Origin of the sequence: Pigmentiphaga sp. CHJ604, assembly GCF_036972535.1 — a bacterium.
Classification (GTDB): Bacteria; Pseudomonadota; Gammaproteobacteria; order Burkholderiales; family Burkholderiaceae_B; genus Pigmentiphaga; species Pigmentiphaga daeguensis.
The window spans coordinates 3,409,338-3,432,452 of the sequence record NZ_CP136998.1 but is presented as its reverse complement, the minus strand read 5'-3'; the positions used below and the strand labels follow the sequence as shown (position 1 = coordinate 3,432,452).

Below are 23,115 nucleotides of genomic sequence, written 5' to 3'. Positions count from 1 at the left end.
GGCCTCAAAGCGCGAGCCGGCGCCTGGCCCGGGCTCGCAGCGACAGGTACAGCACGACGGCCAGCAGCAGTGCGGCCACGATGCCAAGCAGGGCCAGCAGCAGCGGGTGGTTGGCAAGGTACCACTGGACGTGGAGCAGCGGGTTGAGCGAACCGACGAAGTAGGTCTGGTCGGCCGCCAGGCTGTCCACCTGCTTCTCGCGGATCACGACCGCGCTGCCTTGGATGGATTTGACCAGGTCCGGGTCGAGCATGGCCCGCATGGCCTCGTGCAGGCCGGCGGGCTGGTTGGCCGAGATGACGACCACGCTGCGCCCGCCGGACAGCGGCGACTCGAAGCCGGCGATGATCGCGTCGGAGCTGGCGCTGTTGAACGCCAGCGTCTGGCGGGTCGGCTTGGCGTTGGTGCGCGAGTCGCTGTCGCGCCACGAGAACAACTGGTAGACCTTGTCGGACAGCGAGAAGCGCTTGGCGTTGCCGTCCAGGCTGACGGGCATGTATTGCGCCCACTGTTGCAGCAACGGCTGGCGCCCGCCCGACGAGATCACCAGCAGGTCCTTGCCGCCCAGCGTTTCCGCCTGCCGCGCCGCCGCCACGGTGACGCCGGTGGCGGGGTAGCCGGTGGCATCGCCCAACCGGCCCAGCACCGTCAGGTAGGTGGAGTAGTCGGCCGGGGTCGGCGAGTCGGGCAGCACCACGGCGGTGTCGGACAGGTCGGCCATGCGGGTGAAGGGGAAGCCGCTGTTGCTGAACGCGGCCAGGTCAGGCATGGCGATGAAGTGCGAGAAGTGCGAGATGTCGATGGTCGAATCGGGCTCTATCGTGCCGCGCACGTTGTCCAGCACCACGTCCTTGCATTCGCCCTGCTTGATGTAGTCGTAGTAGTAATGGAACTGCATCTGCGTCTGCGCGGGCAGCATGAACAGCGGGATCTGGAACTTCGCGCGGGCCGGCACCGTGCCGTCGGGCATGACCTTGTCCAGCAGCCGGTCGACGCGGCTGGTGGCGTCGTGGCGGATGGCCAGCAGCGGCTCGGAGCGCAGGAAGCGCTGGTTGATGTTGATGTTCAGCGTGGACTTGTCGGGTTCGGCGCGCGGCGTGTAGCGGTAGCGCAGGTCGACCGGGATGCCTTTTTCGCGCCAGGCGAACAGGTCGGGCGGCATGCGGAAATTGACCCGGATCAGGTCGGGGGAATAGCCCGAGACATTCAGCGCGGCGGCGTCGGCCAGTTCGCCGAACTTGACCGCGCGGTCGGCGCGCAGCCAGTTGGGCGCATCGTAGGGCTTGCGCGGCTTCTGCTGCACGATCCCGGTGATGGTGGCGGCCTGGCCCGACAGCGTGGGCGCGCCCACGGCAAGCGCGGTGGCCGCCGTCTTGAGTTCGGCCGCGTCGCGTCCCAGCACGAGCAGCAGCTTGCCGTAGGGATCGTTGGGGTTGGTCGCGACGGCCACGGTCGGCCCCTGGACCTGGGGCCAGGTCACCCCGGCGACGCGTTCGTTGGCCGTGGCCAGGATGACGGCGTTGCCGTGGTCGGGAATGGCGTTCTGCGTGACCGGGAAGGTGGCGCCGCGGTAGCTGGCCAGCGCGCCGAACCACGAGGACAGCACGCCCGCCGCTTCCAGCGCGGCGCCGCCCGGCGCCGAGGCGAAGACGAACGGCAGGTTCAACGGCCGGATGTCGCGCCGGTCGAAGAAGGGCTGGGGCAGCAGCGCGAGGTCGTTCTCCAGCGCGATGCGGGTGACTGTCAGTTCCAGCACGCTGTTGTTGCTGATGTTGGCCCACAGGCTGGAATGCGCCGGGTCCTCGCACTCCATCGTGTAGTGTCCGATCAGTTGCAGGTTCAGCCGGTTGAACTCGGTGATCAGGCGCGGAGGGATGGCGATGTCGCGCGTCAGGTTCACGCCGCCCTGTTCGCGCGGGACGGGGATGGACGAGGACACCTCGCCGTTGACCAGCACGTTGATGTGCGACAGGTCGGGCAGCAGGGCGGGGGAATAGGCATAGGCCAGGCGCAGCGTGGCGCCCGTGACGACTTCGTCCGCCCGCACGCTGAACGGGACGCCGTACACGCCGTCGATGCCGCGCAGTTGCAGCGGGAACAGCGCCCCCAGTTGCTTGAGCGTATAGGTATGGGTACGGGTGGCGCCCGGCACGGCGGATGTCACCTTGACCGGCGTGGCGCTGGCCGCGTTGGGAGCCGCCGCGGCCGCCATGGCGGATGCGTGCGGGAGGCAGGCGATCAGCCCGGCCGCCAGGGCGGGCAGGGCGCGCAGCCTCGTGGCCGCGAGGCTGCCCAGCGTCGATCTCGTTGTCATTGATCCCCCGTCTCGGGTATGGATGGAATGGCGCGCCGGTCGCGGCGCCAGAACAAGGCGAGCCGGCCCGTGCTGCGGGCGAGGTCCCAGAAGCCTTTCACGGCGATGCGCAATATCTCGGCGAAGGCGGTGGGCAGGGAGTCCCGCTCGTGGCTGCCCCAGGCCTGGGCCCAGGTGTCGGCGCGCGCGAAGGTCATCTGGGCGAGCTCGACTTCCTGCTGCACGTTCAGGTCCTTGAACTGGAGCCCCAGGTGATCGCCGCGGCGGAACGCCGCCGTGGCCGGGAAGATGCCTTCCTCGGTGCCGCGATAGAGCGAGACGTGCAGGAGTTCGTCCATCGGGACGTCGGCGTCGGCCGGCACGCGCAGCCCCAGGCCGGTCTGCGAGAAATCGATGGTCTGGCAGGCCAGGGTCTTGCCGTTGCCGAACATGAGGCTGGCGGGCAGGGCGGTGGCGACGCGGGGGGAACGCCGCACCTGGCGCGTCTCGCCCGCCACCGCGACCGCCGCGCTGGTCATGATCAGGTTATAGACCGTCCACGCGAGATTGATCAGCACCGTCGCCACGTCGGGCGACTCCTGGAAGACCAGCCGGCCCGCGCCGACGAGGAAGCCGGCCAGGTTCAGGACCAGCAGCACGATGTAGGGCCGCGCCATGTCCCAGTCGAAATAGCCTTCCTCGGTCACGCCGCCCTTGTCGGTGACGTTGAACTTGCCGGCCTTGGGGTTGACGAAGGCCACCAGCGCGGGGCGCAGGATGTACCAGGCCAGCACCGACTCGTAGACCTCGTTCCAGAACGAATGCCGGAAGCGGCCCTGCATGCGGGAGTTCGTCAGCGAGGCGTGGAAGATGTGCGGCACGGCATAGGCCGTGATCATCAGCGCCGTTGCCTGGAAGACGTGGGCGCCCAGCAGCAGGTAGGCCAGCGGCGCGGTCAGGAAGATCAGGCGCGGCAGGCCGTAGAAAAAATGCAGCATCGCGTTCAGGTAGCACAGCCGCTGGCCCAGGGTCAGGCCGGGCCCGAGCAGCGGGTTGTCGACGCGGCATATCTGCGCCATGCCGCGCGCCCACCGGATGCGCTGGCCGACGTGGCGCGCCAGGCTTTCGGTCGCGAGGCCCGCGGCCTGGGGAATCGCCAGGTAGGCGGTGTTGTAGCCGCGCCGGTTGAGCTTGAGCGCGGTATGGGCGTCCTCGGTGACGGTCTCCACCGCCACGCCGCCGATCTCCATGAGAGGGCCGCGCCGTATCATCGCGCACGAGCCGCAGAAGAACGTGGCGTTCCAGAGGTCGTTGCCATCCTGGACCAGTCCGTAGAAAAGCTCGCCTTCGTTGGGGACGACGCGGAAGGTGTCCAGGTTCTTCTCGAAGGGGTCGGGCGAGAAGAAGAAGTGCGGCGTCTGCAGCATGGCCAGCTTGGGGTCGCGCAGGAACCAGCCCATGCAGATCTGCAGGAAGGAGCGCGTGGGTACGTGGTCGCAGTCGAAGATGGCGACGTATTCGCCGCTGGTCAGTTCCAGCGCGTGGTTGATGTTGCCGGCCTTGGCGTGGGCATTGTTGTCGCGCGTGACGTAGCCGACCCCCAGTTCCTCGCAGAAGGCCCTGAACTCGGGCCGCTTGCCGTCGTCCAGCACGAACACCTTGAGCTTGTCGGCGGGCCAGTCCAGGCCGATGGCGGTGTAGACCGTCTGGCGCACGACGTCCAGCGGTTCGTTGTAGGTCGGGATGAAGACGTCCACCGTCGGCCACATGGCCGGATCGGGCGGCATGGGCGCGGGCTTGCGTTCAAGCGGCCAGGCGGTCTGGAAATAGCCCAGCAGCAGGACCACCAGCGCGTACAGTTCGGCCGCGACCAGGCCGAAGCCGAAGAAGGCATCGAGGAGGTTCTCGAATCCCACCGTCGAGGTCAGCCGCCAGTACATGTATCGAAGCGACGCGGTTACCGACAGCACGATCATCGCCAGGGGGGCCAGCCGGCCCACGGTGGTGCTGAGCACCAGCGCCAGCCCGAAGCATGCGGCCGCGAAGACGGCCTGCTGCCCGAGCTCCAGGGGCACCGTCACGGCCAGCGCGAACAGCAGGGCGGCCAGGACCACCGTGATCACCCGCACCACCGGACGGTGCCAGCCGGACCATCGAAGCAGAACAGCACTCCAATCGTCCAGGCGGGCGGACATCGGGCGGCGCGGGCGCGAGGTCAAGGCGAGGATCCGAAGGTGGACAGCATGGCCTCGATGTTCCGGGCGCACGCCAGGTAGTCCTGCGTGGCCTGGCACCGCGGATCGTAGTCGAGCACGCTCTGGTTGAAGGCAAGGGCTTCGCTGACCGATTGGTCCTGGTGGATGACGCCGACCACGCGTTCGCCGAAGTCGGCGCGCATGACCTGCAGCACGTCGCGCGCAAGCAGCCGCGAGTTGTCCACCTGGTTGACCACGAAGACGTGGTTGATGAAGTCGGGCCGCGTGACGCAGTAGGTCTGGACCAGGCCTTCCATCATGGGAAGCGTGGCATAGGAAGCGGCGTCGGGCAGCGTCACGATGACGGTCAATTGCGCCGCCGACAGGGCGGTGCGCATGTAGATCGAGGGGCCGGGGGGCGTGTCCAGCACGACCACGTCCTCGGTGCCCAGGCCCAGGGCCTGGACGTTGCGGGGCAGCCAGTCGGCGTGTGTTTCCAGATGGCGCTCGAATGCCTGCCGGTCGTCTTCGTTGACGGCGCCATAGGGCAGGACGACGACGCCGGACGGACTGGCGAAGCCGACGTCGCGCCAATCCTGCCCGGCCAGCGTCGCGCGGGACGTGCCCGCGATGCGCTGGGGATCGTCGCCGAAATGCAGGTGCAGGGCGTTCTGGGGGTCGAGGTCGACGGCGAGCACGTTGCGGCCGCCCTGCCGCAGGGCCGTGCAGAGATTGGCGGTGGCCGTGGTCTTGCCGACGCCGCCCTTGGCGGAAACAACAGCAATGATCTTCACAGTCGATTCAATCGCTCGAGGAGGGACGCGCTGCTCTTGTCGGCCGTAGGCCGCGAGGCGGGCCGGGCCAGGCGGGTGAAGAGCGCTTGCAGTTGCGGTGCCGGTTCCTGCTCCGGACCCGCATACGTATCGGCGGCGGTGCGCGGCGCGGGGGCAGGCCGGGGAGCCGGCTCACCGACCTGGGCTGGCTGCTGGGCCGCCAGGGCGGCGGCAGGCCGCATCCTGTCGCTCAGCGCACCGGCCCGGGGCGGAATGAATTCGGCTGCCCGCGGCGGGTTGGGCGCTTCCTGGGGGGGAGGCGGCGAGGCCGTGGCGGGGGACAGGCGAGGCTCGATGCGGCCCGCCGGCGGGGCGGCAGGCTGGAGGGCGGAGTCGGCCGCAGGTGGCGCGGCGGCGGGCTGCGGTGCCTGCGGAACGCTGGGGACGGGCGCTTCCACGGGGGGAAACTGCGCGGCCTGGTCCGCTTCGATCGAGGCCAGCAGCGGCCAGCGCTCGCGCGACTGGCGCGCTTCGTTGGCGCGGCTGATTTCCTGGTACTGGCCAGGCTGGCCGCCGAAGTGACGGAACAGGTTGGCGATGTCGTCGGATTCTTTCATGTGCTTCCCGTTGATCCGTTTCACATGGGCTTGGAGGAGGTTACCTGCCCAGCCGGAATTCGACGCAGCCGACGGCATCCGGCTCGCCGGCCTGCTTGACGCTCAGGCTCTTGCCGGCGCCCAGCTGCTCGAACCACCGCTGGTAGGCGCCTTCGAGGAAGGCGGCCATCCACGGGGATGCCTGCTGGCCGAAGGTGGCGGACAGGGGGGAGCAGTGATGGCTGATATGCAACGAGTCGTCGTGTTCATGGACGGTGACCCAGCCCCAATCCTGCGCCATCCAGATCTTGCTCATCGCGAACTGGACATCGTCCAGGCTCTGGCAATCGGCCAAGGCCGATTCGCTGGCAAAACGCGCCCCGACGCGATGCATCAAGGCGCGCAGATCGGCTTCGGGCAACTGGTCGGAGAATTCCCGGGCCAGGGCGCCGAGAAACCCGGTCCATTGCCGTGATGCCAGCCGGCTGCCGAGATATTCGAGAGTCGTTGGATCCACGATGGTTTCCCTGAGTGAGAGCATAGGGTATTGCCGGGGGGTGTTCGTACCGGAGGCAACAGTTGTTAACATTGTAACGGGCGAACCCGTTCCTGCCGCGTGTGCCTCCCGTAATGTTCCCCACGCCAATTATCGGGTGAAGTCCAATGTTGGCGTTTACTAACTTGCCGCGAAAGGCACGTGTCCGGCGCCGGGTGGCAGGGCCGGCAGCATGGGGCGCGGTTTCGCTTTTGCGATGATCGCCTGTGTGCGATGATCATGTATCACGGCTCCGTGTGCCTGGCGCCGATGACGGACTAGCGGTATATCGATTAAAAGAAGCTTGATGGTTGTTCGATTTTTCCATGTCGCCGATGCCTAGAAGGTCCAAGTCCGCCGAGGCCGTACGACAGTTCGCCAATGTCAGCGAACGGGCCATGCTGTTGCGCGAATTGGGCGTGCTGATCGGCGAGCGCCGGCGAGCCGCCGTCATGGCGCTGGCCCTGCCTTCCGATGCCGCTCCCCACCAGCGCGACGAAATCCTCGGCAAGATCCGCCGTTTCATCCGCGCGGACGACCTGCTGTGCATGCTGGACGACACCAGCCTGATCATCGTGCTGCGCGACGTCAACGACAAGTCGGGCGCGATAGGCGCCGCCCAGCGGCTGTTCCAGCGCTCCTCGTTGCTGCAGATACTGGGTGCCAGCCAGGGGTCGTCGCTGGCCGCCTTCGGCATCGTCATGCTGCCCAGCGACCTGCCCCAGCCTTCGAACGTGCTGCTGCGCGCCCAGCAGGCGGCCCGCTACGCGCTGCGCACGCGGGCGCGGTGGGTATGCTGGAACGACGGTCCCGAGGACCTGGACGGCAGGCTGATGTCGCGCGAGGACACGCTGGTCACCGAGGTCATGCAGGGCCTGGATCGCGGCGAGTTCGAACTGTTCTACCAGCCCCAGCTGGAAATGCGAACCGGCCGGGTACGGGGCGTCGAGGCCCTGGTACGCTGGCATCGCAAGGGAACCATGGTCATGCCCAACGACTTCGTGCCCGAGGTCGAGGCGGCGGGGCTCAGTTCCGCGCTGGGCATGTGGGTGCTCAGGCGCGCTTGCCAGCAACTGGCCGAATGGCGCGAGGAAGGCGTGTTCTGTGCCCAGGTGGCCGTCAACCTCAGCGCCGCCCAGTTGCAGGGGGACCTGGCCGCCAGCGTGGGCCAGGTACTGGAGGAGTACGGCATCGAGCCGGGCCGGCTGGAAATCGAGCTGACCGAGTCGGCCGAGATTCCCGATCCGGAAGAGGCAGGCGCCATCACCCGGCGGCTGGGGGAAATGGGGGTGGGCTTCAGCCTGGACGACTTCGGCAGCGGATATTCCAACTTCCTGCGGCTGCGCTCGGCGCAGTTCGCGGCGGTCAAGCTGGACCGCCAGTTCGTGGCCGGGATGCTGGACAACACCTACGACAAGGAAATGCTGCGCACCGTCATACAGTTCTGCCGGTCCGTCGATATCCAGACCATCGCCGAAGGCGTCGAGACGCCGCAGCAACTGGAGGAGCTCAGGCACCTGGGCTGCGATGCCTGGCAGGGGTTCCTCTGTTCGCCCCCCATGGGCGCCGATGCCGTCACCGATTTCCTGCGCCATGCCGACGCCCGCCAGGGCGTCGCGGTTACCCTGTAGCGCGAGCGGTCACAGCAGCGTGGTGGCCAGTCTCGCCTGGTTCTTGCCGCTGCGCTTGGCTTCGTACATCGCGTTGTCGGCCGCCTGCACCAGGCTGTCGCGGCTGGTGCCGTGTTGCATGGCGATCGCGGCGCCGATGCTTGCGCCCACGTGGGCCGTGAACGCCTGGCCATTGGTGGTCAGGCGATAGGGCGCGCGCAGGATCTCGCACAGGTCGACGCATTTTTGCCGGATCGCGCCGCCGTCGGCGGCCTTGCACAGCAGGACGCCGAATTCGTCGCCGCCCAGGCGGGCCACGACGTCCTCGGCGCGCAGGGCGGACCGCAGCCGCAGCGAGAAGGCCTGCAACAGCATGTCGCCGGCCTGGTGGCCATGGCCGTCGTTGACCTGCTTGAAGCCGTCGATGTCCACGTACAGCAGGGCGAACAGTTCATCGTGTCGCTGGGCACGGCTCAGGAAGCGGTCCAGCGTCTCGATGAACAAGGCCCGGTTCGGCAGGCCCGTCAACTGGTCGTGCGTGGCCTGGTGCCGCATCTGTTCCTCGATGCGCCGGCGTTCGGCGATCTCCACCTGCAGTTGCTGGTTGCGCTGTTCCAGCGTGGACAGCGCCTGCGCGAGCCGCTGGCGGCTGGTTTCCAGCTCCAGGAACACCTTGACCTTGGACAGCAGTATCGAGTCGTTGACCGGCTTGGCGATGTAGTCCACCGCGCCGCTGCGATAGCCTTTCAACTGATTCAGGTCGTCGGCGAAGGCGGCGGTGACGAAGATGATGGGCGTGTCGCGATTGAGCGGTTCGTTGGCCAGCAGGGCGGCGACTTCGTAGCCGTCCATCTCGGGCATGTTGACATCGAGCAGGATCAGCGCGAAGCGCTCGTCCAGGCAAAGCGCCAGCGCTTCGTTGCCCGAGGCGACCGTGACCAGTTCGGCATCGATCTGCGCCAGCAGCTTGCGCATGGCGAACAGATTGGCCGGCGTGTCGTCCACGATCAGGATCTTGGGTGTGGGCAGGTCGGTCTTCAAGATAGGCACATCCGGTTGAGTTCGCTCGCAATGTCGGCGAGCCCGAGGCAATGGTCGGCGCCCGCCAGGGAAAGCGCGGCTTCCGGCATGCCGGAGGCTTCCGCTTCCTCCGGGTCCTGCACCAGCGCGATACCCCCGGCCTGCCGGACGCAGCGCAATCCGCGGGCGCCGTCGTCGTTGGCGCCGGTCAGGATCACGCCGGCCATGCGGTGGCGGTACGCATCGGCGGCCGATTCGAACAGCACGTCGATGCTGGGTCGCACGAAGCAGACCTTGGGGTCGACATTCAGATAGAAATAGTGATCGGCCCCAATCAGCAAATGATAGCCCGGCGGGGCGACATACAGCACGCCGGGCAGCACGGGCGCGCGCTCCTGCGCTTCCTGCACGGGCATCGGCGTGTCGCGGGCGAGCAACCTGCGCAGGGAGTCGGCATCGGCGGACGCCGTGTGGATGACGACGACGAACGCGGTCCGGGGGCAGGGGGCCAGGCCGCGCAGCAGGATTTGCAGGGCCTTCAGTCCGCCGGTGGAACAGCCGATGGCCACCAGTTCCATCGCATCTCTCCGTCAGGTCGCCCGTATCGACCGGAAGATCCGCGCCGGACCGTCCACCGTGGCGAAGCTGGAGGAGGCCGATGCCAGCGCGAGATTTTCCTTGGTGCCCAGGCACAGGAAGCCGCCGCGCACGAGGCTGTCGGCGAACAGGGCCAGCGTGCGGTCCTGCAAGACGTTGTTGAAGTAGATCAGCACGTTGCGGCACAGGATCAGGTGCGCTTCGCAAAACACACCGTCGGTGGCGAGATTGTGGTTGGCGAAGACCACGTTCCGGCACAGCGATTCGTCCAGCTTCACCAGGTTGTAGCGCGCGTGGTAGTAATCGGCCAGGGTACGGGTGCCGCCCGCCTGCTGGTAGCGCAGCGAGGCCGCCCGCGCCTCGCGTACGGGGAAGATGCCTTCCCGGGCTCGCGCCAGCGCGGCATCGGAAAAGTCGGTGGCGTAGATCTGGCTGCGATCGTAGAGCCCGGCTTCCTGCAGCAGGATGGCGAGCGAATAGACTTCCTCGCCGTGGGCGCAGCCCGCCTGCCAGATGTTGATGCTGGGATACGAGGCCAGGACAGGGAACACCTTGGTGCGCAGCGCCTCGAACACGAAAGGGTCGCGGAACATTTCCGAGACGGGCACCGACAGCCCTTCGATCACCTGCGGCAGGAAGGAGGCGTCGCGCAGCATGCGCGAAGTGAGCTCGCCGATGTGCGCCAGGCCGTGCTGGCGGACCAGCCCCTGCACGCGCCGCTTGAGCGAGGGGCGCGCGTACTGGCTCAGGTCGTAGCCGTGGCGCCGCCGCAGGGCTTCCACGAACAGGTCCAGCTCGATTTCGTCCAGGTCGGGTTCCATGGCGTTCCAGGCCGCCCTAGCGGTGCAGCCATACTCGCATCATAGACAGCAGCTTGGGAATGTCCACCGGTTTCGGCAGGTAGTCGTTGGCGCCCGAGGCGAGGCTCTTCTCGCGGTCGCCCTGCATGGCCTTGGCCGTGAGCGAAATGATGGGCAGATGCGCATGGCGCGGATTCTTGCGGATCTCCTGCGTGGCCTCGTAGCCGTCCATGACCGGCATCATGACGTCCATCAGCACCAGCTCGATGTCGGGGTTTTCTTCCAGCTGACGCAGGGCCTTGCTGCCGTCCTGCGCCATCAGGACCTCCATGCCGCGGCCGCGCAGCGCCTTGGACAGGGCGAACAGGTTGCGCATGTCGTCGTCCACCATCAGGACCTTGCGCCCCTTCAGGTCGTCGTCGCTGCCCGAGGCCGGCGCGGCGGGGCGCAGCCGCACGCTGTGCAGGAAGAGGCTGACTTCGTCCAGTAGCCGTTCCGACGAGTGCGCGCCCTTGATCACCACGCTGTCGGTGTGGGAGCGTATCCGCAACTGGTCTTCGCGCGACAGCTCGCGGGCGGAATACACCACGATCGGCGGGCGCGGTTCGACGGTGGACAGTTGTTCGAGGAAGTCGAAGCCTGAGATGCCCGGCAGGCCCAGGTCCAGCACGACGCAATCGAAGGTTTCGCCGCGCAGCATGGCCAGCGCCTCCTCGGCCGAGCCTGCTTCCGAGATCTCGACGGGCTGGGAGGACAGCAGGGTCCGCACCGAGGTGCGGGAAGCCGGATCGTCATCGATGATCAGCAGCCGCCGGACCTGTCCTTCGGTCGGCAGCATCAGGCGGTCGATGGCGCCGTTGAGCGCGTCGGCCGATACCGGCTTGGTCAGGTAGCCGGCGATGCCGGAGTCCCGCGTGCGCGCGGGTTCGTCCAGCGCCGAGACGATATGCACCGGGACGTGGCGCAGGCCGGGCTCGGCCTTGAGCCGTTCCAGGACGGTCCAGCCGTCCATGTCGGGCAGCATCAGGTCCAGGATGATGCCGGTGGGGTGGTGCTGGCGGGCGAGCTGCAGGCCGGCTTCGCCGCCGTGGGCCACCAGGGCCGTACAGCCCTTGCGCCGGATCATGTCGGCCAGGACGCGGGCGAAGGCCGGATCGTCCTCGATCACGAGGATGGTGGTGTCGCGCGAGGACGCGGGGGCGGCGGGCGGTGTATCCGGCAGCGTCGCCGTGGCGTCGCCGGCCGCGGGGGGCGCCTCGGCAAGGGGTGCCGGTTCGGCCGCGCCGGGCTGGGCCTGCGGCAGCAGCACCGTGAAGACGCTGCCTTGCCCGGGCTCGCTGCGCAACTGGATGTCGCCATGGTGCAGCCGCGCGAGGCGGCGGGAGATCGCCAACCCCAGGCCCGTGCCGCCGAACTGGCGGCTGGTGCCGGCATCGAGCTGTTCAAACGCGCCGAAGACCTGCGCGAATTTTTCGGGCGGGATGCCGATGCCGGTATCGTGCACTTCGATCGAGACGGACCGGTCCGCCGGAAAGCCGGGAAGATCGGCGGCCGGGCGCCGCAGCACCAGCCGGACCTCGCCCGACTGGGTGAACTTGAAGGCATTGCCGAGCAGGTTGGTCACGATCTGCTCGAGCTTGCCGCCGTCGGCCTGCACCGCGGACGGCAGCGCATCGGCGATCTCGACCGCGAAACGCAGTCCCTTGCCGCGCGCCACGTGATCGAACTGACGCTTGAGCCGGGCCGCGAAAACGCGCAGGTCCACCTGTTCGAGCGACAGTTCCATCTTCCCGGCCTCGATCTTGGACAGGTCCAGGATGTCGTTGATCAGGCGCAGCAGATTGGTGCCGCCTTCGTGGATGATGCGGGCCGACTCGACCTGCTCTTCGCTCAGGTTGCCTTCGCGGTTCTCGGCCAGGTCGTTGGACAGGATCAGCAGGCTGTTGAGCGGCGTGCGCAGCTCGTGCGACATGTTGGCCAGGAAGTCGGACTTGTACTGGCTGGCGCGGGCCAGCGCGTCCGCCTTGTCGGCCGTCTCCCGCTGCAGGGCTTCCAGCAGCGTCTTCTGCTGGTTCAGGATCTCGGATTGCTGGCGCAGCTCTTCGTTCGAGGCCTGCAGCTCCTCTTGCTGCGTGCGCAGTTCTTCCTCGGAGGTGCGCAGCTCGGCGGCCTGGCTTTGCGTGCGTTCCAGGAGCTCCCGGGTACGCACCGAGCGCGTGATGTTCTCCAGCGACAGGGCGACGACGGGCAGCAGGGTTTCCAGCAGGCGGCGGCGGCGGACGTCCAGGGGCCCCATCAGGCCCAGCTCGATGACGGCAAGGACGTGCTCCATCGACAGGACGGGGATCAGCATCAGGCGGGGAGGCACGGCCTCGCCCAGGCCGGACCGCATGCGCAGGTAATGGTCCGGCACCGCGTCGAGCTCGATGACCCGGGCTTCGCGGGCACATTGGCCGACCAGGCCTTCGCCCATCCTGAACGGCTGGATCCGGTCCGCGGGATCGGGCTGGTATCCGTAGTGTCCGACCGGATGCAGGACGTCGTCCTCCGCGCGCAGGTGGAACAGCGCCACGCCCGCGCCCAGCTCCGTGCCCAGTTGCGACAGCAGCGCCTGGGCGAACTCGGCATGGGACGACGCGCGCTGCAGGCGGTCGGCGATCCGTCCCACGCAGTGGCCCACCCAATTCTGGTCCGAGATGTCGATGGCCATCTGCTTGAACTCGGTCAAGGCCCTGGAGATGGTGCCGATCTCGTCGCGCCGGTCGAGCCGGGGCGTTTCGATGGCGTGGTCGTGCCGGGCCAGGCGCTCCATGCGCTCGCTCATCAGGCGCAAGGGCCGGGTCACGAGCGTGGCCGACAGCCGCAAGGCCGCCACGCCGCACAGCGCGGCCAGCAGCAGCGTGCCCCACAGCAGCCACTCGCGCTGGGATTCAGACTGCTCCAGGGCACTCTCGCGCTCTTCCAACTGCCGCCGCGCATAGGTGCCGAACCCGTCGAGGGCCGCGACGATGGCCGGTGTGGCGACCGGGGTGCTGGCGGTGAACTTCGGGAAGAGCCGCTCGCGCTGGCTGGCGGCCTCGGCCGGCGATTCCTTGGCCAGGCGCCGCAGCTCGGGCAGCACCTGTTGTTCGACATTGTTGCGCCAACTGGCGTCCAGGCCGCGTATGGTGTCCAGCCGGGTGCTTTGCGCGGCGTCGTTCCGGACCTGCTGTTCCAGGTGGTCCAGGTGCTGCGTGATCGCGGCGTTGGCCGTCTGCAGCGTCTTGGTGTCGGGCTCGCCCGGGCTCAGCAGCAACTGCCGCAGTTCGGACTGCCGCTGATACAGCACGCGATTGGTCTGCTCGATCTCGCGCAGCAGGTCGACCGTGGCGCGGAAGGCGGCCCGGTTCTGCTTCTCCTGTTCCAGGACCAGCGACGTGCCGATGCTGGAGACGATGAACAGGGTCAGCAGCGAGCCCACCAGCAGCGATACCTTGCCGGTCAGCGGGATATTCCCCAGCCATGAGTTCTCGAGGGTCTTCTTGCTGGACATGGGGGGATATCCCGTAGGGCAGGCCAAGCCGCCATTCTAGGCGTTGCGGCCGGGCTCGGGCAGCCTTGTGGTGATTTTGCGGCACCGCTTCGGCGGCCGCCCGTGCAACATGATGCCGTGGGCTGGCAGGCCGGACTCCGGGCAAAAAAAATGCCGCACGCGAACGTGCGGCATTCGTGACGGCCCGGCTGCGTGATCAGTGACGCAGCTCGGGACGGGTTTCCACCTGGACCAGCGCCTCGGCGGCCGCCGGCGGCCGGACACGCGGCTCGCGGCCCAGGCGGACCGGCGCGGCGGCGGGAGCGGCCTGGCGGGCAGCCGCCAGCTTGGCGCTGTCCGTTTCCACCCACTGCATGCCGGCCTGCTCGACCACGCGCACGAGTTCGTCGTGGGACGCGGCGGCCTGGGGAACGACGATCTGGGCCGGCGTATCCAGGATGGAGGACGGTTGCGGAGCAGGCGTCTCGGCCACGGGCGCGGGCACCTCGGCCTGGGCCTCCGCGGCAACCGGTTCAGGCTGCGCGGCGGGAGCCTCGGCCTGGGGCGCGGGCTCGCCTGCGGGCTCGGCCGGCTGGACCGGAGCTTCGGCGGCCTGCTGCACAGGGGCCTCGGCGGCAATGGCGGGCGCGGGTTCCTCGACCGCCTGCGGAGCCGCCACGGGGGCGGTTTCCTCGGCCTGGGGAGCGGCCTCTTGCGACGGCTGGGCTTCCTGGGCGGGCTGGGCCGGCGCGTGCACGACTTCCGCCACCACGGGGGCGGGCGTGTCGATGGGCAGGGCCTCGGCCGTGATCAGGATGGGCTCGGATACCGTGGCCAGCGGCTGGGCCGGGGCGGCGTCTTCGTCATCGGCTGCCTCGTCGTCCTGCAGGCCATCTTCGCCCAGTTGGGCGCCGGCTTCGCCCTGGCGGCGGCCACGGCGGCCACGACGGCGGCGGCGCTTGCGTTCCGGTTCGCCATCGGCGCCATCGGCGGCGGCGAGCGGTTCCTCTTCCTGGAGACCTTGCGGCTCGGCGGTCAGGGGCGCGTCGGGGACGATCGGGGCCTCGGGGGCGGCGACGGGTGCGACGGCCTCGCCAGCCACGACGGCGGCCGCGGCAACGGTCGAGCCGGCGGCTTCATCGGCCGGCAGGTCCTCGCGGCGTCCTCCGCGGCGGCCGCGGCGGTTGCGGTTGCGAGCCTCGCCCGACTGTTGCTCGGCGTCATCGGCGACGGGCGCGACGGCCACGGGGCGCTGCTCTTCCTGCCTGGACGCGCGGGCACGGTCGTCCCGGCGGCCATCGCGGCGCTGTCCGCGCGAATCGCGGGCTTCCTTGCGGCCTTCCTCGCCTTCCTGGCGCTCGCGGTCATCGGGGCGCGCCTCGCGGTTGTCGCGGCGGCCGCGGTTGCCGCCCTGGGGCGGGCGGCGGCGGTTGCGATGAGCGTCTCGTTCCTCGCGCGATTCTTCCTTGCGCGGGCGGGCGGCCGGCTCGGCCGGCTGGGCGGGGCTGCCCTTCAGCCAGCCGAACAGGCGCGACACCAGGGCCGAGAAGCCGCCGGCGGATGGCGCCGCGGCGGGCTCGGCCTTGGCTCGCGAGCCATTCGCGCCGGACGGGGGCGTGGAGGAGACGGGCGCCGGCTGGGCGGGGGTGATGCCCTTGACGAGCGCCTCGGGGCGGGCCTTGACCTCGTGTTCCTGCGCGGAATAGGCAAGGTTGGTCTCGGGCGCCTCGGCCAGCTCGAAGCTGGCCTTGGTGCTTTCCAGCCTGGGGTCGTCGTGCCGCAGGCGCTCGATGCGATGGTGCGGCGTATCCAGGTGCTTGTTGGGGATGAGGATGACGTTGACCTTCAGGCGCGCTTCCATCTTGGCGATGTCGGTGCGCTTCTCGTTCAGCAGGAAGGTGGCCACTTCCACCGGCACCTGGGCGTGCACGGCGGCGGTGTTTTCCTTCATGGACTCTTCCTGGATCAGGCGCAGCACCTGCAGGGCGCTGGACTCGGTGTCGCGGATGACGCCGGTGCCGTTGCAGCGCGGGCAGGTGATGTGCGAGCCCTCGTTCAGCGCCGGGCGCAGCCGCTGGCGCGACAGCTCCATCAGGCCGAAGCGCGAGATCTTGCCCATCTGCACGCGGGCGCGGTCGAAATGGAGGGCTTCGCGCAGGCGCTGCTCGACGGCGCGCTGGTTCTTGCCGTCTTCCATGTCGATGAAGTCGATGACGATCAGGCCGCCCAGGTCGCGCAGGCGCAACTGGCGGGCCACTTCGTCGGCCGCTTCCAGGTTGGTGCGCAGCGCGGTTTCCTCGATGTCGCTGCCCTTGGTGGCGCGCGCCGAGTTGACGTCCACCGCGACCAGGGCCTCGGTGTGGTCGATCACCACCGCGCCGCCCGAGGGCAGGGGCACCGTGCGGGCGTAGGCGGTCTCGATCTGGTGTTCGATCTGGAAGCGCGAGAACAGGGGCACGTCGTCGCGGTAGCGTTTCACCCGCTGGACGTTGTCCGGCATGACCACGCTCATGAAGGCGCAGGCCTGGTCGGCGATGTCGTCGGTGTCGATCAGGATCTCGCCGATGTCGGGCGAGAAATAGTCGCGGATGGCCCGGATGACCAGGCTCGATTCCAGGTAGATCAGGATGGGGCCGGCATTCTCGCGGGCGGCGCCGTCGATGGCGGTCCACAGCTGCATCAGGTAGGACAGGTCCCATTGCAGCTCTTCGACGTTGCGGCCGATGCCGGCGGTGCGGGCGATGATGCTCATGCCCTGCGGAACCTGGAGCTGCTCCATGGTTTCACGCAGCTCCTGGCGGTCTTCGCCCTCGACGCGGCGCGACACGCCGCCGCCGCGGGGGTTGTTGGGCATCAGCACCAGGTAGCGGCCGGCCAGCGAGATGAACGTGGTCAGGGCCGCGCCCTTGTTGCCGCGCTCTTCCTTCTCGACCTGGACGATGAGTTCCTGGCCTTCGCGCAGCACGTCCTGGATGCGGGCGCTGCGCACGTCCACGCCTTCCTTGAAGTAGGTGCGGGCGATTTCCTTGAAGGGAAGGAAGCCGTGGCGTTCCTCGCCGTAGTTGACGAAGCAGGCTTCCAGGCTGGGTTCGATGCGGGTGACGACGCCCTTGTAGATGTTGCCTTTGCGTTGTTCGCGGCCGGCGGTTTCGATGTCGAGGTCGATGAGCTTCTGCCCGTCGACGATGGCAACGCGCAGTTCTTCCTGGTGCGTTGCGTTGAACAGCATGCGCTTCATGTATGAAGTTCTCCGTGGTCGTGTCGCGCCGAAAACCGGCGCGCAGCCTCGGGCCGTCGGGAAGATGCGCGGTGCGCGGAGCGAGTGGAGGAAACCGGTGCGCGAAAAGCCGCACCCCGCGGACTCAGGTCACGATGACCGGCCGGGTGGGAATGCGCAAGGTCGGGAGAGAGCGCAGGCACCGTGGATGCCGCGGCCGTCGCCCACTGACCGCGGCTTGCGGTGGGGGCGAGGGACGGTTGCGGTATCGAAAGCAGTGGTGTTCACGGTATTTGCGAGCCAGACAGACTCGCCTCTTGGGCGAGCCTTTGCGTATACGACGGTTTCTTTGTACTTGCGTCCGCGGGCGCATATCCGTCGTCGCGCGGTTGGGCTTCGGGTTCGAAGCCATTGCGGCGCGACGGGCGGGCGACCATGACGGCCCGGAAGAATCCGGCGGGCGGGACGGGTACAATTCCGGCACACTTTGCGACCTGTCCTGACCCGGCGGCGTGCTGCAAAGGCTGCACGGCTTGCCGCGAAACATTCAGCGGCAGGCGGCAGCCCGATTGGGACGCGGCCTGGATTCGGAAAGGTGTCTCGCGCACATCTGGCGGAAACGCCGCATGAAAGCGCGTCTCGACGCCGGAAGCGCGGTTCAGGGACACAACGTGTACGTCAACCCTGTGCTCCAACCCGCCTGATTCGATCAGGCTTCAGGATTATATGTCGCTACCATTGTTGCGCAAAGCGAAATCCACGCCCGGCCAGGGCCGCCCGCCCCGGAACCCCGAACCGGCCGCGGCCCCCGCCGTGCGCCTGGTCGAAGTGGACGAGGCGCACGATGGCCAGCGGCTGGACAATTTCCTGCTGCGCCTGTGCAAGGGCGTGCCCAAGAGCCACCTGTACAAGGCCATCCGGGGCGGCCAGGTGCGGGTCAACCGTGGCCGGGTGCCGGTGGACCACCGGATCGCCGCCGGCGACGTCGTCCGGGTGCCGCCGTTCCGGCTGCCCGAGGCGCCGGTGCGCTTCGTGCCTCCCGGCGAATTCCCCATCGTGTTCGAGGACGACGCGCTGCTGGCGATCGACAAGCCGGCAGGCGTGGCGGTGCACGGCGGCAGCGGGGTGGATTTCGGCGTCATCGAACAGTTGCGGCGGGCGCGGCCCGAGGCGCGCTTCCTGGAACTGGTGCACCGGCTCGACCGCGACACGTCGGGGCTGCTGCTGGTGGCCAAGAAGCGCAGCGCCCTGGTCGGCCTGCACGAATCGCTGCGCAACGGCCTCTGGAACAAGCATTACCTGGTCCTGGTCGTGGGGGACTGGGTCAACGACCGGCAGCATGTACGCAAGCCGCTCACCAAGTGGTCCACCCAGTCGGGCGAACGCCGCGTGAAGGTCGATCCCGATGGTCAGGCGGCCCACACCATCTTCACCCTCAAGCGGCGCTACGGCCTGTATTCCCTGCTGGACGCCGAGCTCAAGACCGGGCGGACCCACCAGATCCGGGTGCACGTGACCAGTTGCGGATTTCCCATCGTGGGCGACGACAAGTACGGCGACGACCACGCCAACGCGGCTGCGGCCGGGCGCGGGTTCCGCCGGATGTTCCTGCACGCCCACACCCTGGCCGTCCCGCATCCGCTGACCGGCGAGTCCCTGGCGCTGGAAGCCCGTCTGCCCGAAGATTGCGTCGAATTCCTACAGCAACTGGAACATCCATGACTTCACCCCTCCCGGGCTATTCGCTGATCGTGTTCGACTGGGACGGCACCCTGATGGACTCGACGCCGACCATCATCGCCGCCATCCAGTCCGCCTGTCGCGACCTCGGGCTGCCGGTGCCGCCCGACGAGGCCGCCGCCTGGGTCATCGGCCTGAGCCTGCAGGACGCGCTGATGGCGGCCGTTCCCACGCTGGCGCAGGACCAGGTCCAGGCCTTCGTCGCGCGCTACCGCTTCCATTACCTGACCCGCGATCCGCAGCTGCGTCTTTTCGCCGGCGCCGAGCAGATGCTGGCGCGCCTGGCCGAGCGCGGCGCGCGGCTGGCGGTGGCCACGGGCAAGAGCCGCGTCGGCCTGGAGCGGGCGCTGGACGCCACCGGCATCCGGCGGTATTTCGACACCACCCGCTGCGCCGACGAGACCTTCTCCAAGCCCAACCCGGCCATGTTGTTCGAGATCATGCGCGAGCTGGGCGCCGATCCGGCATCCGCCGTCATGGTGGGCGATACGTCGCACGACCTGCAGATGGCCCGCAACGCCGGGATCCATGGCGTGGGCGTGACCTATGGGGCGCACGCCGTGGACGAGCTGGCCGGATGCGCGCCGCAGACACTGGCCGGCAGCATCGCCGAACTGGGCGACTGGCTGCACGGCCGCATCGCGGCCCGGGCGGCCTAGGACCCGCGCAAGGTGCGCGGTGTGAACCGGCCCTGGCCGCGAGGGCCGCTGTCGCCGCGCCGCGACTTGCCCTATCCTAGCGATTGCTTACCTTCGACCTTTCATAGCGAGTTGTCTTCATGTCCCAGGATGCCTATTCCTCCCCGCCCGATGCTTCGTCCCGCGCCCCGGGGGAATGGGAGCGCGACGTGCTGGAGAAGCTGGTCTTTGCTTCGCTCAAGGAGCAGCGCGCCAGGCGGCGCTGGACCATCTTCTTCCGGCTGCTGATGCTCGCCATCGTGGTCCTGCTGGTGCTCGCCGCCACCGGCGTGCTGTTCAGGGGTTCGGGTTCGGGCACGCCCGACCCGCATACCGCGCTGATCGAACTGGACGGCGTCATCGATGCCCAGGGCGAGGCCAGCGCCGACAAGATCAACGCAGCGCTGCAGGCCGCCTTCGACGACGACAACGCCAAGGGAGTGGTCCTGCGCATCAACAGCCCGGGCGGCAGCCCGGTCCAGGCCGGCATGATCTTCGACGAGATCCGCCGCCTGCGCGCCCAGAATCCCGACAAGCCCGTGTATGCCGTGGTCGAGGAAATCTGCGCCTCCGGCGGCTACTACGTTGCCGCCGCGGCCGACAAGATCTACGTCAACAAGGCCAGCGTGGTCGGCTCCATCGGCGTCATCATGGAAGGCTTCGGTTTCACCGGCCTGATGGACAAGGTGGGAATCGAACGGCGCCTGGTCGTGTCCGGAGAGAACAAGGCGCTGCTGGATCCGTTCTCGCCCGCCAATCCCGGGCAGCAGGCCCACGCCCAGGCGCTGGTCCAGGAAATCTTCCAGCAGTTCGTCGGCGCGGTGCGGGAAGGGCGCGGCGAGCGGCTGCATGAAACGCCGGACATGTTCACCGGCCTGATCTGGACGGGCGCCAAGAGCGTCGAACTGGGCCTGGCCGACGAACTGGGCACGGTGGACAGCGTCGCGCGCGACGTCATCCAGGCCGACACGGTGGTGGATTACACGGTCCGGGAGAACTTCGCCGAGCGGGTCGCCAAGCGCGTGGGCGTGTCCTTCGGCGCCGGGCTGGCCAAGACCGGCCTGGGCGGTGCCGGCGGCTTCTGGCACTGGAAGTGACGGACCGCCCCGGGGGGCCCCGGGGCGCGATGCGCGGCGGCCTCAGCGCCGCAACTGTCCCAGGATGGCGCGCCGGATGTCGCCGAAGCGCGGATCGGCGCGATCGCGAGGGCGCGGCAGGTCGATCCGGGTCGCGCCGACGACGCGGCCGGGGCGGGGCGCCATGACCGCCACCGTGTCGCTCAGGTAGACGGCTTCCTCCACGTCGTGGGTCACCACGATCACCGTCACCCGCCGCTGCGACCAGATGCGCAGCAACTCCTCCTGCAGGTGGACACGCGTCAGCGAGTCCAGGGCGCCGAAGGGCTCGTCCATCAGCAGTATCTCCGGTTCCGACACCAATGCGCGGGCGATTGCCGCACGCTGGGCCATGCCGCCCGAAAGCTGGTGGGGATGGGCCTTGGCGAAGGCGGACAGCCCCACCAGTTCCAGCATCGCCGCCACGCGCCGGTCGCGGTCGCGCGGATCGAGATCCAGGCTGTCGAGTCCCAGCGCGACGTTGTCCGCGATGCTCAGCCAGGGGAAGAGACGGTGGTCCTGGAACACCATGCCGCGTTCGATGCCCGGTCCGGCGATGGGCCGGCCGTCGATCAGGATCTCGCCCTCGAATGCCGCGTCCAGGCCGGCCACCAGGCGCAGCAGCGTCGACTTGCCGCAGCCGGACGCACCCACGATGCTCAGGAATTCGCCGTGCCGCAGGTCCAGGTTGATGCGCTCCAGGACCGGCAGCGGCTGGTCGTCCACGGTGTATTGCTTGCCCACCCGGCGCAGGGACAGCGCGTAGGATCCGGGCCGGGCCAGGGAAGGGGAAGACGTCGTCATTAGCGGTCCCGCCAGGTGATGATGCGTGAAAAGACATGGCGCGAGGCCCGGTTGCAGGCATAGCCCACCAGCGCCAGCGCGACGACCCCGGCCAGCACCAGGTCCATGCGGAACAGTTCCCGCGCCGCCACCAGGAACGAACCCAGGCCGCGGCCGACGCCGATCGCGTACTCGGCTCCCACCGTGCCTATCCAGGCAGTCAGCAGCGCGATTTCCAGGCCGATCAGGATGGCGGGCAGCGCGGCGGGCAGGACCATCTTCGTCACTCGGCGCCACGGCCGCAGCCGCAGCACCGCCGCGGTTTCCCAGTAGGCGGGCGCGATCGCCCGCACGCCCTGCTCGGTGTTCAGGAAGGCGGGAAAGAAGGCCGACAGCGAGATGAAGACCACCTTGGCGATCTCGCCCGTGCCGAACCAGGCGGTCAGCAGCGGAATCCATGCGAACAGGGCGATCTGGCGCAGCCCGTGCAGCGTGGGAGCGATTCCGCGCTGGAGCGGGCGCGACAGTCCCAGGGCGACACCCAGCGCGACGCCGGCGGACGCGCCCAGCGCGATGCCGGCCGTGGCCCGCGCCAGGCTGGCGGCCAGCGCGGTCCAGATCTGCCGGCCGTCCGGATCCACGAACGGCGCCGACAGCACCTGGTGCAGCGGAACCAGCAGCGGAGTCCTCGCGAAGCCGGTATCGACCACGGCCAGCCACGCCAGCACCAGGGCGGCGGGCAGGACGGCGCCGCGCCGCACGCGGGGTGGAATGCGCGAGAGGGCGGCCAGCGGCCCTTGCCAGGCGGTATCAGCCATGGGGCGGCACCTTGCGGTTCAGGATCTGCTCGATGGCCAGCAGGGCGCGATCCAGCGCGAAGCCCGCCAGCCCCACCACGATCATGCCGACGATCACGATGTCGGTCTGGAACTGCTTGCGGCCCCACACCATCATGTAGCCGATGCCCTCGGTGGCGGCCAGCATCTCGACGACGATCAGGGCGATGAACGCGTGGCCCAGACCCAGCCGCACGCCGCTGAAGACCGGGCCCAGGCTGGCGGGCGCGATCACCCGGATGAAGCGGGTCCAGGGCCGCAGGCGCAGCACCCGCGCGGTTTCGAGGTGGGTCTTGGGGATGTCGCGTATGCCCTGGGCGGTATGGATGACGATGGGCACGAAGACCGCCTTGGCGATGATCAGGATCTTCAGCGTCTCGGCGATGCCGAAGACCAGGATCAGGATGGGTATCCAGCCGATGGACGGAATGGCGAACAGCGCGCGCAGCAGCGGGTCGAGATAGTCGCGCGCGGTGTTCGAGACCCCCAGCGCGATGCCGGTGGCCAGGCCCAGCGCGGCGCCCAGCAGGAAACCCATGCCGATGCGGTGCAGGCTGACGGCGAAGTTCGCGGCGATGTCGCCGTTCTCCAGCAGTTCCACGAAGCTGGCCCATACCTGTTCCGGCGCCGGCAGGATCTGTGGTGCCATCCAGCCCTGCGAGGCGGCCAGTTGCCAGGCGCACAGCGCCAAGGCCGGCAGCAGCAGGGGAAGCAGCGCGGCGCGCCAGGCCCGCGAAGGGCGAGGGCGAGGCGTGGAGGCGGGGACGGCGATAGCGTCCAGGCGGGCGTCGGTATGGGAAGCCATGGCCGTCGCTCC

The 23,115-nt window shown here is 68.7% G+C and carries 17 protein-coding genes; 4 read left to right on the top strand and 13 right to left on the bottom strand.

Annotated elements, in window-relative coordinates:
- Positions 1 to 4: 4 nt before the first annotated feature.
- From bcsB to bcsD, 5 genes are read right to left on the bottom strand one after another with little or no spacing between them, the layout of a single operon-like run.
- Positions 5 to 2,314, bottom strand: coding sequence for a cellulose biosynthesis cyclic di-GMP-binding regulatory protein BcsB (gene bcsB / locus R4823_RS16490; protein WP_338615456.1), 2,310 nt, complete (start codon positions 2,312 to 2,314; stop codon positions 5 to 7).
- A complete protein-coding gene (gene bcsA / locus R4823_RS16485) occupies positions 2,311 to 4,488 on the bottom strand; it encodes a UDP-forming cellulose synthase catalytic subunit (protein ID WP_087840495.1) in 2,178 nt (725 codons plus the stop codon). The genes bcsB and bcsA overlap by 4 nt, the downstream gene beginning before the upstream one ends.
- Before the next feature lie 20 nt (positions 4,489 to 4,508).
- Entirely contained in the window at positions 4,509 to 5,282 is a 774-nt protein-coding gene (gene bcsQ, locus R4823_RS16480; RefSeq protein WP_338615455.1) for a cellulose biosynthesis protein BcsQ, read from the bottom strand.
- Positions 5,279 to 5,878: a cellulose biosynthesis protein BcsP gene (gene bcsP, locus R4823_RS16475; RefSeq protein WP_165963294.1), complete on the bottom strand. Its 600-nt coding sequence runs from the start codon at positions 5,876 to 5,878 to the stop codon at positions 5,279 to 5,281. Before bcsP ends, bcsQ begins: the two co-directional genes overlap by 4 nt.
- Before the next feature lie 40 nt (positions 5,879 to 5,918).
- Positions 5,919 to 6,374 (bottom strand): cellulose biosynthesis protein BcsD, encoded by a 456-nt coding sequence (bcsD, locus tag R4823_RS16470; RefSeq protein WP_243724643.1) that lies wholly within the window; start codon positions 6,372 to 6,374, stop codon positions 5,919 to 5,921.
- A 344-nt stretch (positions 6,375 to 6,718) separates the two neighbouring features.
- On the opposite strand from bcsD, the gene R4823_RS16465 reads away from it, so the two are divergent.
- Positions 6,719 to 8,023, top strand: coding sequence for a GGDEF domain-containing phosphodiesterase (locus R4823_RS16465; protein ID WP_132980451.1), 1,305 nt, complete (start codon positions 6,719 to 6,721; stop codon positions 8,021 to 8,023).
- Between the two features lie 9 nt (positions 8,024 to 8,032).
- Here the strand turns inward: R4823_RS16465 and R4823_RS16460 are convergent, their stop codons facing one another.
- The 5 genes from R4823_RS16460 to R4823_RS16440 form a co-directional block, all read right to left on the bottom strand.
- Entirely contained in the window at positions 8,033 to 9,043 is a 1,011-nt protein-coding gene (locus R4823_RS16460) for a diguanylate cyclase (RefSeq protein WP_207958680.1), read from the bottom strand.
- Positions 9,040 to 9,600, bottom strand: a complete 561-nt coding sequence (locus R4823_RS16455; protein ID WP_087840501.1) for a chemotaxis protein CheB — start codon at positions 9,598 to 9,600, stop codon at positions 9,040 to 9,042. The genes R4823_RS16460 and R4823_RS16455 overlap by 4 nt, the downstream gene beginning before the upstream one ends.
- 12 nt (positions 9,601 to 9,612) lie before the next feature.
- Positions 9,613 to 10,440, bottom strand: a complete 828-nt coding sequence (locus R4823_RS16450; RefSeq protein ID WP_132980452.1) for a CheR family methyltransferase — start codon at positions 10,438 to 10,440, stop codon at positions 9,613 to 9,615.
- A gap of 16 nt (positions 10,441 to 10,456) precedes the next feature.
- Complete coding sequence (locus R4823_RS16445) at positions 10,457 to 13,951, bottom strand: response regulator (RefSeq protein WP_338615450.1); 3,495 nt, start codon at positions 13,949 to 13,951, stop codon at positions 10,457 to 10,459.
- 196 nt (positions 13,952 to 14,147) lie between these two features.
- Positions 14,148 to 17,168 (bottom strand): Rne/Rng family ribonuclease, encoded by a 3,021-nt coding sequence (locus R4823_RS16440; RefSeq protein WP_338615449.1) that lies wholly within the window; start codon positions 17,166 to 17,168, stop codon positions 14,148 to 14,150.
- A 705-nt stretch (positions 17,169 to 17,873) separates the two neighbouring features.
- Between R4823_RS16440 and R4823_RS16435 the strand changes: the two genes are divergently transcribed.
- The 3 genes from R4823_RS16435 to sppA all read left to right on the top strand — a co-directional run bounded on the left by R4823_RS16435 (position 17,874) and on the right by sppA (position 20,661).
- The gene (locus R4823_RS16435; protein ID WP_087840507.1) at positions 17,874 to 18,869 is read left to right on the top strand and encodes an RluA family pseudouridine synthase; all 996 of its coding nucleotides are present in this window, start codon (positions 17,874 to 17,876) and stop codon (positions 18,867 to 18,869) included.
- Complete coding sequence (locus R4823_RS16430) at positions 18,866 to 19,546, top strand: HAD-IA family hydrolase (RefSeq protein ID WP_087840508.1); 681 nt, start codon at positions 18,866 to 18,868, stop codon at positions 19,544 to 19,546. Before R4823_RS16435 ends, R4823_RS16430 begins: the two co-directional genes overlap by 4 nt.
- 119 nt (positions 19,547 to 19,665) lie before the next feature.
- On the top strand, positions 19,666 to 20,661 hold the full coding sequence (sppA, locus tag R4823_RS16425) for a signal peptide peptidase SppA (protein WP_087840509.1): 996 nt from the start codon (positions 19,666 to 19,668) through the stop codon (positions 20,659 to 20,661).
- A 42-nt stretch (positions 20,662 to 20,703) separates the two neighbouring features.
- On the opposite strand, the gene R4823_RS16420 is transcribed toward sppA, so the two are convergent.
- The 3 genes from R4823_RS16420 to R4823_RS16410 are packed head-to-tail and all read right to left on the bottom strand — an operon-like array spanning position 20,704 to position 23,103.
- The gene (locus R4823_RS16420; protein WP_087840510.1) at positions 20,704 to 21,483 is read right to left on the bottom strand and encodes an ABC transporter ATP-binding protein; all 780 of its coding nucleotides are present in this window, start codon (positions 21,481 to 21,483) and stop codon (positions 20,704 to 20,706) included.
- Positions 21,483 to 22,280: an ABC transporter permease gene (locus tag R4823_RS16415; protein WP_087840512.1), complete on the bottom strand. Its 798-nt coding sequence runs from the start codon at positions 22,278 to 22,280 to the stop codon at positions 21,483 to 21,485. Before R4823_RS16415 ends, R4823_RS16420 begins: the two co-directional genes overlap by 1 nt.
- Positions 22,273 to 23,103, bottom strand: a complete 831-nt coding sequence (locus R4823_RS16410; RefSeq protein WP_338615444.1) for an ABC transporter permease — start codon at positions 23,101 to 23,103, stop codon at positions 22,273 to 22,275. The genes R4823_RS16415 and R4823_RS16410 overlap by 8 nt, the downstream gene beginning before the upstream one ends.
- Between the last annotated feature and the right edge of the window lie 12 nt (positions 23,104 to 23,115).